Annotated in this window: 12 protein-coding genes; 7 read left to right on the plus strand and 5 right to left on the minus strand. The window is 63.7% G+C overall.

The window, feature by feature from the left end:
• The 3 genes from J7347_RS07230 to J7347_RS07240 are packed head-to-tail and all read left to right on the plus strand — an operon-like array spanning position 1 to position 3,320.
• Positions 1-1,290 carry a pilus assembly protein CpaE gene (locus J7347_RS07230; protein WP_209161495.1) on the plus strand — a complete coding sequence of 430 codons (1,290 nt, stop codon included), beginning with the start codon at positions 1-3 and terminating at the stop codon, positions 1,288-1,290.
• Positions 1,291-1,339: 49 nt separating this feature from the next.
• The gene (locus J7347_RS07235; RefSeq protein WP_209161496.1) at positions 1,340-2,311 is read left to right on the plus strand and encodes a type II secretion system F family protein; all 972 of its coding nucleotides are present in this window, start codon (positions 1,340-1,342) and stop codon (positions 2,309-2,311) included.
• Positions 2,312-2,330: 19 nt separating this feature from the next.
• Positions 2,331-3,320 (plus strand): type II secretion system F family protein, encoded by a 990-nt coding sequence (locus tag J7347_RS07240; RefSeq protein ID WP_067679934.1) that lies wholly within the window; start codon positions 2,331-2,333, stop codon positions 3,318-3,320.
• 18 nt (positions 3,321-3,338) lie between these two features.
• On the opposite strand, the gene J7347_RS07245 is transcribed toward J7347_RS07240, so the two are convergent.
• Genes J7347_RS07245 through J7347_RS07260 form a run of 4 tightly spaced genes read right to left on the minus strand, consistent with a single transcriptional unit; the run spans position 3,339 to position 6,809 of the window.
• Positions 3,339-3,821 (minus strand): MarR family winged helix-turn-helix transcriptional regulator, encoded by a 483-nt coding sequence (locus tag J7347_RS07245; protein WP_067679931.1) that lies wholly within the window; start codon positions 3,819-3,821, stop codon positions 3,339-3,341.
• A 51-nt stretch (positions 3,822-3,872) separates the two neighbouring features.
• Positions 3,873-4,748, minus strand: coding sequence for a crotonase/enoyl-CoA hydratase family protein (locus tag J7347_RS07250; RefSeq protein ID WP_209161497.1), 876 nt, complete (start codon positions 4,746-4,748; stop codon positions 3,873-3,875).
• 58 nt (positions 4,749-4,806) lie between these two features.
• Positions 4,807-5,592, minus strand: coding sequence for an SDR family NAD(P)-dependent oxidoreductase (locus J7347_RS07255; protein WP_067679925.1), 786 nt, complete (start codon positions 5,590-5,592; stop codon positions 4,807-4,809).
• Between the two features lie 44 nt (positions 5,593-5,636).
• A complete protein-coding gene (locus J7347_RS07260) occupies positions 5,637-6,809 on the minus strand; it encodes an acetyl-CoA C-acetyltransferase (RefSeq protein WP_209161498.1) in 1,173 nt (390 codons plus the stop codon).
• 161 nt (positions 6,810-6,970) lie between these two features.
• On the opposite strand from J7347_RS07260, the gene J7347_RS07265 reads away from it, so the two are divergent.
• The 3 genes from J7347_RS07265 to J7347_RS07275 are packed head-to-tail and all read left to right on the plus strand — an operon-like array spanning position 6,971 to position 10,344.
• The gene (locus J7347_RS07265) at positions 6,971-7,711 is read left to right on the plus strand and encodes a 2OG-Fe(II) oxygenase family protein (protein ID WP_209161499.1); all 741 of its coding nucleotides are present in this window, start codon (positions 6,971-6,973) and stop codon (positions 7,709-7,711) included.
• Complete coding sequence (locus tag J7347_RS07270) at positions 7,708-9,405, plus strand: tetratricopeptide repeat protein (protein ID WP_209161500.1); 1,698 nt, start codon at positions 7,708-7,710, stop codon at positions 9,403-9,405. Before J7347_RS07265 ends, J7347_RS07270 begins: the two co-directional genes overlap by 4 nt.
• A 33-nt stretch (positions 9,406-9,438) precedes the next feature.
• Entirely contained in the window at positions 9,439-10,344 is a 906-nt protein-coding gene (locus J7347_RS07275; RefSeq protein ID WP_209161501.1) for a class I SAM-dependent methyltransferase, read from the plus strand.
• A 118-nt stretch (positions 10,345-10,462) separates the two neighbouring features.
• On the opposite strand, the gene J7347_RS07280 is transcribed toward J7347_RS07275, so the two are convergent.
• Entirely contained in the window at positions 10,463-13,402 is a 2,940-nt protein-coding gene (locus J7347_RS07280) for a TonB-dependent receptor (protein ID WP_209161502.1), read from the minus strand.
• Positions 13,403-13,511: 109 nt separating this feature from the next.
• Between J7347_RS07280 and J7347_RS07285 the strand changes: the two genes are divergently transcribed.
• Positions 13,512-14,246, plus strand: coding sequence for a hypothetical protein (locus J7347_RS07285; RefSeq protein WP_209161503.1), 735 nt, complete (start codon positions 13,512-13,514; stop codon positions 14,244-14,246).
• The last annotated feature ends 128 nt before the right edge of the window (positions 14,247-14,374 follow it).

Raw genomic sequence — 14,374 nt, forward strand, 5'->3', positions numbered from 1 at the left:
GTGAACGCACCCTTGAAAGTCAATCCCAACGGCGACCGCATCCCCTTCGCCGCCTATGTGTGCGACGAAACCGCGCTCGACACGCTGCGTCCGGTGGTGATCGAGCTCGGCTGGGCACCCGAAAAGTGCAACAAGGGCGGCCTGCGCAACGCGATCCAGTCGCTGTCGGTCAGCGCGAGCCCCAATATCCTGCTGGTCGATCTGTCGGAAAGCGGCGATCCGCTCAACGATATCAACTCGCTGGCGGAGGTGTGCGAGCCTGGAACGATCGTGATCGCGATGGGCCAGGTCAACGATGTGCGCCTGTATCGCGATCTGCTGGCAAGCGGTATCTACGATTACCTTCTGAAGCCCTTGTCGGCCAACACTCTGCGCGATGCGCTGACACAGGCTCAGGCGTCCTTCAACGCTCCCAAGGCGAACGATCCCGATGCGGCCCACAACCACGTCTCCACTGCGGTGGTCGGAATGCGCGGCGGTGTCGGCGCCTCCACTCTCGCCACTTCGCTCAGCTGGTATTTCGCTTCCAAGAAGAACCTCCAGACCGGGCTGCTCGACCTCGACGTGCATTTCGGCACGGGTGCGCTGGCGCTGGATCTCGAACCGGGTCGCGGGCTTACCGATGCCATCGACAATCCGAGCCGCATCGACGGGCTGTTCATCGAACGCGCCATGATCCGCGCGCACGACAATCTCTCGATCCTGTCCGCCGAAGCGCCAATCAACGCGCCGCTGATGACCGATGGAGCCGCCTTCCTCCAGCTGGAGGAGGAATTCCGCCAGGCCTTCGAGATGTCGGTGATCGACCTGCCGCGTTCGATGCTGATCACCTATCCCCACTTGCTCAACGAGGTTAACGTGGTGGTGGTGGCAGTCGAAATGACGCTGGCCTCGGCCCGCGATGCGATCCGCATCCTGTCCTGGCTCAAGAGCTATGCGGCGCACGCGGTCCCGATCGTGGTCGCCAACAAGGTCCAGACCGGTGCGCTGGAAATCAGCAAGGCCGATTTCGAAGCCTCGATCGAGCGCCCGATCGATTTCAGCATTCCCTTCGATCAAAAGACCGCCGCCAATGCCGCCAAGCTCGGCCAGGCCTTCATCGAGGCCAATTCGACGAGCAAACCGGCCAGCGTGATCAAGGCTCTCGGAGAGCGGATCATCGGTGCGAGCGAAGAGGACGCGCAAGGCGATGACGCTCCGCATGCGGGGAAGAAATCGCTGCTCGGCAGCTTCGATCTGAAATCCCTGCTCGCCAAGAAGACCAAGCCCGTACCCGCCACGGCGGAATGACGGGCCGCAGCTTCACGAGATCCGCAATCGCTTCGAACGGAGACACGGCATGGACATGATGCAGCTGGCCCTCTTGCTCGTGGGAGCGATGGCGGCGTTCGGGATCGCGGGCTACGCCTTCGTCGGCCCGTCGCCGAGCAAAGCCTCGCAGCGGCGGCTCGAACAGCTGCGTTTCCGCCATTCGGAAAGCACGGATGCGAAGGTCCAGTCGCAGTTGAAGAAGGCCATCGCCTCGCGGCGCCCCACGCGGCAGGTGATCGCGGGATCGACGTCGCGGGTGGATGCCCTGGCCTTGCGGCTCGACCGGACGGGCAAGGGCTGGACGCTGATGCAATATGCCTATGCCTCGATCGGCCTGGGTCTGGTGATCGCCCTGCTTCTGTTTCTGCGCACCGGCGCGCTCCCGCTCGCGCTGGGCGTGGGCCTTCTGTTCGGTGCGGGCGTGCCGCATTTCATCGTCAATCGCGCGATCAAGAAGCGCACGACGGCCTTCAACGCCAAATTCGCCGACGCCATCGATCTGCTGGTGCGCGGCCTTCGATCCGGTCTTCCCGTTACGGAGACTCTGTCCGTCGTCGCGCAGGAAGTGCCTGGGCCAGTGGGCGAGGAATTTCGCGGCGTCGTGGAACGCATCAAGATCGGTCGCACGATGGAGGATGCTCTCCAGCAGACCGCCGATCGGCTGGGAATCCCGGAATTCAACTTCTTCTGCATCACGCTTGCAATCCAGCGGGAAACGGGTGGCAACCTCGCCGAAACGCTCGCCAACCTGGCCGAGGTGCTGCGCAAGCGCGCGCAGATGAAGCTCAAGATCCGGGCGATGAGTTCGGAATCCAAAGCGTCGGCCTATATCGTCGGCGCCCTGCCCTTCATCGTCTTCGTCCTGATCTGGTGGATCAATCCAGGCTATATCGGGACCTTCTTCGAAAACGAAACTCTGATCGTGATCGGTATGGGCGGGCTCGTCTGGATGTCGATCGGCGTGTTCATCATGGCCAAGATGGTCAGCTTCGAAATCTAATCGCGCAGAACGGGACGAGATCATGGAAAGCCCTGCTGGCCCTACGCTTCTCGGTGTCGACATCATGGTCGTGGGCTCGATCCTGGCCGCCGTCGCCGCGATGGCCGTGCTGTTCGCGATCTACACGGCCGTCACGATTACCGATCCGATGTCGAAGCGGGTCAAGGCGCTCAACGCCCGGCGCGAGGAGCTGAAGGCCGGGGTCGTCACCGCGACCGCAAAGAAACGCCAGAGCCTGACGCGCAAATCGGACACCACAGAAAAGGTCAAGGAACAGCTTGGCCGCATGAAGGTGCTGCAGGATTCGCAGGTCCGCGAAATGCAGCAGAAGCTGGCCTGGGCCGGATATCGCAACCAGGAAGTCGCGGTCATCCTGATCGCGCTCCGCGCCATTCTGCCGATCGTCGTCGGCGGGTTCGCCTTCGTGATGCTCTACATGGTCGAGATCTATCCCGACTGGCAGATGAAGCGAGTGGGCGCGCTCGCGCTGGTGATCTTCCTTGCCTATAAGGGCCCGGAACTGTTCCTGAAAAACAAGGCGACCAAGCGAACCGACGCCATCCGCAAGGGTCTGCCCGACGCGCTCGATCTGCTCGTGATCTGTGCCGAAGCCGGACTCACTGTCGATGCCGCCTTCAATCGCGTGGCCAAGGAACTGGGCCGCGCCTATCCCGAACTGGGCGACGAATTCGCCCTTACCGCGATCGAACTGTCCTTCCTCAACGAACGCAAGAAGGCGTTCGACAATCTCGCTTTCCGCGTGAACCTGGAAGCGGTGAAGGGTGTGGTGACCACCATGGTCCAGACCGAACGCTACGGCACTCCGCTCGCGTCCGCGCTGCGCGTGCTGTCCGCCGAGTTCCGCAACGAGCGCATGATGCGCGCGGAAGAAAAGGCCGCGCGCCTGCCCGCGATCATGACCGTGCCGCTGATCATGTTCATCCTGCCGGTGCTGTTCATCGTCATTCTCGGCCCGGCGGCCTGCTCAATCACTGCGGCGTTCGAATAAACGACCGCAGACGCGAGGTCAGTCCTCCAGCGCCGCGGCGTCGAAGTCGCCCGCCGCTTCGCGCAGACGCAAGAGCATGGATTTCAACTGCTCGCGCTCGCTCTCGTCGAGGGCGGAGAACAGTTCGCGTTCGATGTCGAGCGCCAGCGGCATGATCCGCGCATGGACCGCCCGCCCCTCCGCCGTCAGTTCGAGCAAGTGCGAGCGCCCGTCGGCCGCGTTCGGCTTGCGCTCTGCAAGGGCGCGGCTCTCCAGCGTCTTGCAGGCCCGGTTGACCGGCACCTTGTCCATCAGCGTGATCTGCGACAGGTCGCGCTGGGTCAGCGGGCCGCTATCGCCGAGCACGGCCATGATCCGCCATTCGGTGGTCTTGAGCGCGAAGCGGCGCCGATATTGTTCGGCGATCCGGCTCGACACCGCGTTGGACGCGATGGAAAGCTGATAGGGCAGGAAATCGGCGAGCCGCTGCGAGGTGTGCGGCGAAGGAGATTTGTCGGGCATGAACCCGTCCTACAATTCGCCCGCGCAAGCGCAAGGCCGTCGCAATCGCAACTATCTATATTCCGGCTCGTCCCACCACGGATAGAAATCGGGCATGTCCGCGCTGACCGTATCGGGATAGTCGGGCGGACGCTTTTCGAGGAAGCTGGCGACCCCTTCCTTCGAATCCGCGCTCTTGCCGAGGCGGTAGATCGAGCGGCTGTCGATCCGGTGCGCCATCATCGGGTGTTCGGTGGACGACAGGCGCCACAACATCGCGCGGGTCATCGCGACCGAGACGGCGGAGGTGTTGTCCGCGATCTCGCGCGCCAGTTCGATGGCGGCAGGCATCAGGTCTTCGGGGGCGTGGAGAGAACGGACGAGCCCCTGGTCCAGCGCATCCTGAGCGGAGAATATGCGCCCGGTCATGCACCATTCGAGCGCGGTCTGCATCCCCACGAGGCGCGGCAGGAACCAGCTGGAACAGGCTTCGGGCGTGATCCCGCGCCGGGAGAATACGAAGCCGAAGCGCGCGGTCTCGCTCGCCAGCCGGATGTCGAACGGCAATTGCATCGTCGCGCCGACGCCCACCGCCACGCCGTTGCAGGCGCCGATCAGGGGTTTTTGCGAATTGAACAGGCGCAGCACCACCCGCCCGCCCCCGTCGCGCACTCGCTCGTCGGACAGGTCCTCGACCGGATCGTGGCGCGCGAAGATATTGCCGCTGCTGCCTTCGGGCGTCAGGTCCGCGCCCGCGCAGAACGCCCGATCGCCATGGCCGGTGACGATCACGGCGCGCACGCTGTCGTCCGCGTCCGTCACGTCGATGGCATCGATCATCTCGTCCATCATCGTGCGGGTGAAGGCATTCATCTTGTCCGGGCGATGCAGCGTCAGCGTCGCGATCCCGTCGGCGATATCGAGCTTGATCTGGGTGTAGTCTGTCATCGTCCGGTCCTTCAGAGAGTGTCTCCCCGCCGGACCGTGTCCGGCGGGGATGGTCGCATCAACGCGGCGCCATGCGGATCGCGCCGTCGAGGCGCACGTCCTCGCCGTTGAAATAGCCGCATTCGAGCATGGTCAGTGCAAGCTTGGCGTATTCCTCGGGATTGCCCAGACGCTTGGGGAACGGGACGCTGGCGGCCAGCGCCTCCTTCACCTGCGGCGGCGCGGCGTTCATCAGCGGGGTGTTGAAAATACCCGGCAGGATCGTGTTCACGCGGATACCCTCGCTCATCAGGTCACGTGCGATGGGCAAGGTCATGCCGATCACACCGCCCTTCGACGCGGCATAGGCGGCCTGGCCCATCTGCCCGTCTTCACCCGCGACAGACGCGGTGTTGACGATCGCACCGCGATCTCCGTCCTCGCTCAGCGGGTCCAATGTCAGCATGCCCGCCGCCGACTTGGCGATGCAGCGGAAGGTGCCGATCAGATTCACCTGGATCACGAAATCGAAGGCGGAGAGCGGGAAATGCTTGATGCTACCGTCTTCCTTCGATCGGCTGGCGGTCTTGATCGCATTGCCGATCCCTGCGCAATTGACCAGGATACGCTCCTGCCCGTGGGCCTCGCGCGCCTTGGCGAAACCGGCATCGACATCCTCGTCGCTGGTGACGTTCACCTTGCAGAAGATGCCGCCGATATCCTTCGCGACCGCTTCGCCCTTTTCCTCGTTCATGTCGAAGATCGCGACCTTGGCGCCCTTCGCCGCGATGGCGCGCGCCGTCGCTTCGCCGAGGCCGGACGCGCCACCGGTGACGACGGCGGGAGTGTTGCTGCTGATTTCCATGGGGTAGTCCTCTCTATCTCTCGAAAAATTCGGGTGTAACGGGGTCAGAGCGCCTCGACGATGGTGACATTGGCGACACCGCCGCCTTCGCACATCGTCTGGAGCCCGTATTTCTTGCCGTGGCGGTGCAGCGCGTGGACCAGCGTCGCCATCAGCTTGGTGCCCGACGCGCCCAGCGGATGGCCGAGCGCGATCGCGCCGCCGTGGACGTTGAGCTTGTCCGGGTCCGCGCCGGTATGCTTCAGCCAGGCGAGCGGCACGGGGGCGAAGGCTTCGTTGACCTCGTAAAGGTCGATATCCTCGATCCGCAAACCGGCACGTTCCAGCGCGCGATCGGTCGCGAACAGCGGTTCTTCCAGCATGATCACCGGATCGCCCGCCGTCACCGTCAGATTGTGAATGCGCGCGAGCGGCGTGAGGCCGTATTCCTTAAGCGCCCGTTCGCTCACGACCATGACCGCGCTCGATCCGTCGCAGATCTGGCTGGCGCTCGCCGCCGTGATCTTGCCGTCCGGGCTCAGCAGCTTGACGCCCGCAATCCCTTCCAGCGTGGCGTCGAAACGGATGCCCTCGTCCACCAAGTGGCAGGCCTCGCCCTCCGGCGTCTCGATCTCGACGCCGACGATTTCCTTTTCGAACGCGCCGCTTTCGGTGGCCCGGATCGCCTTCTGATGACTTTCCAGAGCAAAGGCGTCGAGCTGGTCCTTCGAGAACCCGTGCTTGTCCGCGATCGTCTGCGCGCCGGTGAATTGGCTCCACTGGATGCCGGGATATTTGTCTTCGAGACCCGGCGATTTGTAGTGGCCCAGCCCCTCTTTCATATGCAGCATCGCGGTCGATCCCATCGGCACGCGGCTCATGCTTTCGACGCCCGCCGCGATCACGACATCCTGCGTTCCGCTCATCACGGCCTGCGCGGCGAACTGGATCGCCTGTTGCGAAGACCCGCACTGGCGATCGATCGTGACGGCAGGCACGCCTTCGCCCAGCCGCTTGGCCGCCAGCACCGCATTGCGCCCGACCTGCATGGCCTGTTCACCGCCCTGGCTGACGCAGCCCATGACGACATCGTCGACCGCCTGGGCCTCCAGCCCCGTCCGCTCCATCACCGCATCCAGCGTGACTGCAGCGAGATCGACCGGGTGAACCCCTGCGAGCCGCCCCCCGCGCTTGCCCCCGGCAGTACGGACGGCTTCGACGATATAGGCTTCGGGCATCGGTCACTCTCCTCGTCGCGTTTCGGAACGCGTTGCTTTTCAGGACCGGGTTATGGGAGGCTTACGTAAGCGTCAAGTTGCCGATCCGGTTTCCTATCGTGAGGGGGCTCCTGCCACCCGGCGCTTGCAATTGGCGCGGAGCCCGCCCTAGTCATCACGCCATGAGCGAAGCGATCAACATTTTCGAAGTCAACGGCGCGCTGGATACGGCAGGTCTCGCCGAAGAATTCGCCCGCAACCGCCGGATTCAGATCCGCAACGTGCTGACCGATCCGACGGCGGAGGCCCTGCGCGCGGCTCTGGCCCAGACCACCCCGTGGGGCATGGCGTTGCAGGCGGCGGATGGCGAACCGCAGGATTTCCGGGTGGAGGAACTGCGCCAGCAAGCGCACGCCCAGCGTGCTCAGGCGCTCAACAAGGAGGTTCACGAAGCGGCGGCGAAGGGGCATTACTCCTTCCGCTACGCCCGCTATCCCATGGTCAGGGCCTATCAGGAGGGGTGGAATCCCGGCGGGCTGCACGATGTGCTGATCGAATATATCAACACCGAACCCTTTCTCGAACTGGTGCGTCAGGTCACGCGCATTCCAGAATTGAAGAAGGCGGATGGGCAGGCGACTCTGTTCGGCCCGCAACACTTCCTCGGCCTGCATCAGGACCAGCAGCTCGAGGAAGGGTGGCGTATCGCCTATGTGCTCAACATGACAGCCTTGGAATGGCGGCCCGACTGGGGCGGTTATCTGCTGTTCTTCGACGACGATGGAGACGTGATCGAAGGCTTTATGCCGCGCTTCAACACGCTCAACCTGTTCGCCGTGCCCCAGCATCACGCGGTCAGTTTCGTCCCCCCCTTCGCGCCGCAGGGCCGGATCGCGATCAGCGGCTGGTTCCGCGACAGGTGAGCGGCAAATCCCCCCGGCAATGGCTCGAACAGGCCGGAGCCGCGGAGCGACGGGGCGAGCGGGCAGAGGCGCTCGCCGTGATCGCGCAGGCCGTCGCAGACCATCCGCGCGACGCCGCTCTTATCAACGATGCCGGTTCGCTGGCCCAGCGGCTCGGCGAATACGAGCTGGCGGAGGCAAGGTTCGCCGCCGCTCTCGCGCTCGCTCCCGATAACACCGATTTCGCCGTCAATCGTGCCATCGCCCTGACGGCGCTCGGCAGACCGCGCGAGGCGGTGCAAATACTGCATCCGTTCGAAACTTCGGGAGAGCGGATCGCGCGTTATTGGTCGGTGCGCGCCAATGCGGAGCGCGCGGCGGGCATGGCGGCGCAGGCCGGTCGATCCTACGATCGCTGCCTCGCCTTGCAGCCGAACCATCCCCGCGCCCTGCACGGAAGGGCCCGCATCGCGATCGAGCGCGGAGAAGGCGATGCAGTGGCCCGCTTCGATCGCGCTCTCGCCGCCAATCCGCGCGATCCCGATCTCTGGCTGGGAAAGGCGCAAGCACTGGACGTGGCGGGAGACATGGCGGGTGCGCGCGACCTCGTCCAGCAGATCCTGGCACAGGCCCCCGGCTGGATGGACGGCCTGCGGCTGATGGCGCAGCTGAACCTCGCGCAGGGACGCTCCGATTTTGCCGAGCACTACGCGGAGGCCGCCGCCCGCGCGCCGGACAATCCCGCCATTCCCGTCGCGCACGCAAACCTGCTCGCGGTCCACGATCGCTTTACGCAAGCCGCAGACATCGCGACGGAAGCGCGTGGCCGCTTTCCCAACGATCCGTCGCTCGCTTTGCTCGAAGCGAGCTACACCGCCTCTGCCGGAGACGATGGGCGGGCCGAGGTGCTGTTCGCCGCGCTGGATTTGGAGACCAGCGAACGCTGGCTGCAGGAAGCGCGGCACGCTCTGCGCCTTCACGATGTCAGCCGCGCCCACGCTCTGCTCGACCGAGCCGAGGAGGAAACTCCGTGGAGCGTCAGCGGGTGGGCCCTGCGCGGCCTCGCCTGGCGCCTTTCGGACGATCCGCGGGCGGAATGGCTCTATCGTCCCGATGAAACGATCCGACCGCCCCCCCTTGGCGGGGCCGACGATCTGATCGAACGCGCCGTCGCGGTCCTGCGCGATCTGCACCAAGGCTCTCCCCTCCCGCTCGGCCAATCGCTAAGAGGCGGCACCCAGACGCGGGGGCGCTTGTTCGATCGTACCGAGCCGGTTCTCGCGGAACTGCGCCAAGCTATCGAAGGCGCGGTCGAACGCTATCGACAGGGCCTGCCGGATGCGGATCCCGAACATCCGCTCCTTCGCCATCGCGATGCCGGTTTCGCTCTCGCCGGATCCTGGTCGGTTCGGCTGACCGGAGGCGGCGATTTTCACATCGCGCATATCCACCCGGAAGGCGTAATCTCGTCCGCGCTCTATCTCGTCGTGCCGGACGATGCGCATGGGCCAGATAAAAGCGGCTGGCTCGAACTCGGCCGCCCGCCGCCCGACATGCGCCTCGACCTTCCCCCCATAGCGACGATCCAGCCCGAACCAGGCCGGCTGGCGCTGTTTCCCAGCTATCTCTTTCATGGCACCACGACCTTCGGTAGAGCCGAACGAATGACGGTCGCCTTCGACGGCGTGCCGCGCGACCAGGGGCCGCAGAACTGAGCGGACCGAGAATGGCGTATGGGGGAAAACGATATGGCGCAGGCAAGCGAACAGGCGGCGTGGAACATGTTCTGGGAACAGAACGCGCGCGGTGGATCATCCGGCTGCCTCCCGCATAGCTGGCAGGCCATCGAACAGGCACAGAAAAAGGCCTGGCAGGCCTTCGCAGCCCAGATCCCGAAAAATGCCAAACTGCTCGATCTGGCGACCGGCGACGGCCGCGTCCCGGCCTGGATCGGCGCGGACCGTGCCGATCTGGAATGCCACGGGGTCGATCTCGCACCCAGCCTGCCCCCGGCCCCGCCGGGCGTTACAGTGCGCGGCGGGGTGCCGATGGAGGAGCTGCCATTCGAGGCTGCGAGCTTCGATGCGGTGACCAGCCAGTTCGGGTTCGAATATGGCGACACCGCCCGCGTCGCGACCGAGATCGCGCGAGTGCTCAAGCCGGGCGGAGGGATCGGGCTGATGATGCACCGTGGGGACGGGCCGATCGTCGCGCATAACCGCACTCGGCGGGCCCAGCTCGAATGGGCGTTAGAGGAAAAGGCGATTGTGGCGAAGACGCGTCAGTCGATCGGCACTGGGTCCGACCTTTCGCCTGCCCTGCCCTATGCGACCGAAACGGCCCAGGAAGGGCTGGAGCAGTTTGGTGAGAGTTCACCCGCATGGGAAATCCCCGAGGCCGTTCGACGCACTCTGCTGATGGGCGCGCGTGCGGGGCGGCAATTCGTACTCGACACGCTGAACGCGATCGAGGCGCAGGCAGGAAACGAGATCGGCCGCATAAAGGCCCTGATCCGCGCCAGCGCCGTGGCCGACGATCGCCAGACGATCGAGGATGGCTTCGCATCGACCGGCATCGAACTCGTCGAATCCAAGACGATCGAGGACGAGACGGGCACCGCCTTCGCCGGTTTTGTGGTGCTGACCAAAGGGTGACCTAACCTAAGAGATCGGGCGAACCTCACTTAGCGGTTTGTACTGACTTTCAGGACATAAAAAAGGGCGGCGGACCGAAGTCCGCCGCCCCTCTTTTTCTGCTTTCTCAGCCCGCGGCTTAGAACCGGTAGGAAGCCGAGATGAAGAAGTCCCGACCCAGCACGTCGAAGGTGCTCGGATAGGTGTTCGCCTGTTCCTGTTCGAAACCGAGGAGCAGCGAGTTGACGTCGTTCGTCACGTTGAGCCCAGCGTCGAGGATCGGCGTGGTCGGCAGCGTGTCGAAAAGGTTGTTCACACCGAAGTTGAGAACGAACCGCTCGCTTGCCGCGAACGAGAAGGCGAGGTCGAGCAGATCGTAGCTGTCGATCGATTCGGCCGGATTGCCTTCCTGTTCCACGCCGTCGAGGTGACGCCAGCGCAGCGAGGTCGTGATCGGACCGTCGATGAACGAAGCGCGGCTGGTCCACTTGAACTCAGGCGTCGGCTCACCGCAGTTTCCGCCGAAGAAGCCCGCGCACTCGAACTCGTTGGTCGGGTTGCTGGCATCGGGACGGAAGAACGAGCTCTCATTCCAGGTTCCGAGGAAGGACAGATCGAGGCGCTGCTCACCCGTGTCGGTGAAGACCGAGAACGGAATGTCGAGCCCGTAGTTGATCTCGAGATCGATACCCGAAACGCCGAGCGACGCGATGTTCGCACCACCCTGGAGCGGCGGGTTGGTACGAGTGAAGGCACCATTGGCATCGCGGATACCGACGAAGCCCGAGCACTGCGGCGAGGCCAGATTCTGAACCTGATCGAAGCAGATGTCGAACGCGGTCTGAAGCGAGATCGTGGTGATCGCATCTTCGATCTCGATGTCGAAGTAGTCGGCCGTGATCGTCAGGCCCGGAACGAAGCTCGGCTGCAGGACGACACCGAAGGTGTAGCTGGTCGAGGTTTCTTCGGACAGGTTCGGGTTACCGCCGAAGTTCGTCTGGATCTGCGAGTCGGGCTGCACCAGCGAAGGCACGCCCTGGAACAGATTGCCCGCCGGAACGCCGCTGTTGACGCACAGCTGACGGATCGTGGCGTTACCCGCATTCGCACGGTCGGCACACGGATCGATAGCACCCGGGAAGTTCACCGCTGCGCCCTGGAAGAGCTCGGCGATGTTGGGTGCGCGGATCGCGCGCTGATACTGACCACGCAGGATCACGTCGGGGATCGGTTGGAATTCGACGCCGCCCGCGTAGGTGAACACGTCACCAACGGCTTCCAGCGAGTAGTCGGAATAGCGACCTGCGCCGGTGAGCTCGAGACGAGCCGAACCGAATTCGATCGGAATGTTCAGCTCGGCGAACACTTCCTTCACATCGTAGCTACCCGAGGTCGGCTGACCGGCGTTGAAGCCCTGAACGTCGCCCGAAGCCAGGAACTGGTCCGGCGTGAAGTCGGCCGAAACCTTGCGGTATTCGGTACCCAGAGCGAAGCCGACCGGAGCCGAGTTGGCGCCGATGGCGAAGTCGCCGAACGTACCCGAGATAACCGCAGAGGTAACCTGAAGCGTGGACGTTTCACCGTTCTGCGCCTGGACGGCGAAGGCGTTGACCTGCGCGTCGGTCAGCTGGTTGGCACCGAAAATGTTGATCGGGATCGACGTGCCGAGGTTACCCGTCAGACCGTCGATGAAGCGCGACGTCGAAGCGTTGCCCTGCTGGGTCTGGAAGTTGCGGGTACGAGCGAACTGATAGTACACGTCGTAGTTCAGGTAATCCGTGATCGGACCGGTTACCCCGCCGAGGACGCGGAAGGCGTTGCGCTCGTCGAGATTATTACGACCGCCGACCTCTTCGAGGCGACGACGAACCTGAACGTTGACCACACCGTCACCAGCCTGCGTGCCGGTTTCGGCAGCGTCGAGAGCACGGAACGCGGCCAGCTGCGACGCGGTCAGGAACTGACCGATGCGGTCGAGCGGAAGACCGACATTCACTAGGATCGGCGTCGCAGCCAGCTCGGCTGCAACACGGTTATTCACGAAGGTGACTTCGGTGTAGAAGGTGTTGCCACCACCGACATCGAAATCAGCATAACCACCGATCAGGTACCGTTCCTGCGGAAGCTGCAGGTAGTTCACCGGCGCATAGTTGTAGAGATCCTGCGGCGTCACATACGGACGCAGCTGGCCCGGAGTCCCGAAGATGCCGAGATTGTTCGCGCCGAAGCCGGCCGCGAGACGAGCGGCAGACGGAGCGTTACCCTGATAGGTCAGGCGGGTTTCGGGCGGAAGCGACGAACCGCCGGCAACCAGCGTTCCCGCATTGTTGTCACCGTTGAGGGCGACGGAGGAGAAACCGCGATCGCCCTGGAAGATCGGCTTGCGGTTGTAGTACTCGGCAAAAACCGTCGCGTTGCCGCGACCGTCAGCGAGGCTCGTTCCGATGGCACCATGCACTTCGTAACGGGCGCCGTCTCCACGCTCAGTGAGGTTGTACTGGCCACCAAGCTCCACGCCATCGACCTTGCGAAGGCGGAAGTTGACGACACCGGCAAGCGCGTCGGAACCATAAACGGCCGAGGCACCGCCGGTCACGACGTCAACCGAATCGAGCAGGAAGCTCGGAATGGTGTTGAGGTCGACGATCTGGTTGGTGTCGTAAGACAGGTAACGGCGGCCGTTCACCAGCACCAGGGTGCGGTTCGATCCGAGACCACGCAGGTTCAGCGTAGCAGCACCGTTGCCGGGGTTGTTCGAGAAGGACGTCGTGCCCGGAACCACCTGCGGCAGAGTGTTGATCACGTTCTCGACGTTGACCGTACCCGAGAGCTTGAATTCCTCGTCGTTGACGACGGCGATCGGAGCTGCGGTTTCGACGTTGCGGCGTGCGATGCGCGAACCGGTGACGACGATCAGACCTTCGGCTTCATCGGGAGCGGCCTGCAGTGCGGGCTCCTGATCGGTCAGGTCATCGGTGTTGTTGGTGGCGGTAGTCTGAGCCGCCAGCGGAGCGGCCATCATGGCACCCGCCATGATGGTGCCGGTCAGCAAAGAGGCCTTGGTGAAGCGATAAGACATTGCAATCCCCTCATATGCGGGAGGCCGGAGGGCGTCCCGATCGCATGAAAACGGATTCAGACATGTGTCCGAATAGGGGCCCTCTATGATAAGGGGCTCGTATCGGGCAATGCATCCCACACCTTCGCAGATGCGGAAGCTTTCGAGTGTGACATTCGAGAGACACCGCCTGCACCCCCTCTCCGAGGTCGCCGGGGATAGGCATAGTCGAATTTTGGAAAAGCATTTAAGGCGTTACAGCTCTGATGGAGATTTACGAATGACCCGCGCCATGAACGTCGCAGCCGAAAGCACCGAACCCCCTCTTATCCGTTCGCGAGCCAGCACACGTTCTGCCGCGGCGATGCTTCTATTCGCCAGCCTCGCTTTCGCCTCGCCGACCTCAGCTCAAGATGGCACTGGAGAGAAGGATTTGCTCGCAGAACTGCAAGCCTGTCGCTCGATAGCGGTGCCGGCGGAGCGCCTCGCATGCTTCGACCGTGCTTCGGCTACGCTCGTCGAGGCGCGTGACAGCGGCGAGGTGCGTCTCGTCGATCGCGAGGAGATCCAGCAGACTCGGCGCGGCCTGTTCGGCTTCACCCTGCCCAAACTCGACATCTTCGGCAGCGGGAATGACGATGAAATCGACATGCTGGAATCGACGATAACCGGGGTCAGCCGCTATGGTCGCAACGGCTACCGGATCAAGATCGAGGAAGGAAGCGTCTGGCAAATCGACAGCGCTCCTTCGCGCCTTCGCATGCCCAGGCCGGGAGACGAGATCGTGCTTAAGAAGGCCTCGCTTGGATCCTTCTTCATTCGAATCGCTGGCCAGATCGGCGTGAAGGGGAAGCGCGTGGAATGAACGCGCCCCCCGTCCGATAGAGGGCTGGGCAACGGATCAGCCTGTGCAGCGATCCGGTATTTCAGCAAGCGCCACGCAAGGGTGTTGCAATTGTGTTACTGATACCGTGCAATCATGCCGGTCATGCA

It is taken from the genome of Erythrobacter sp. A6_0, assembly GCF_017744235.1.
In the GTDB taxonomy this organism is placed as follows: Bacteria; Pseudomonadota; Alphaproteobacteria; order Sphingomonadales; family Sphingomonadaceae; genus Qipengyuania.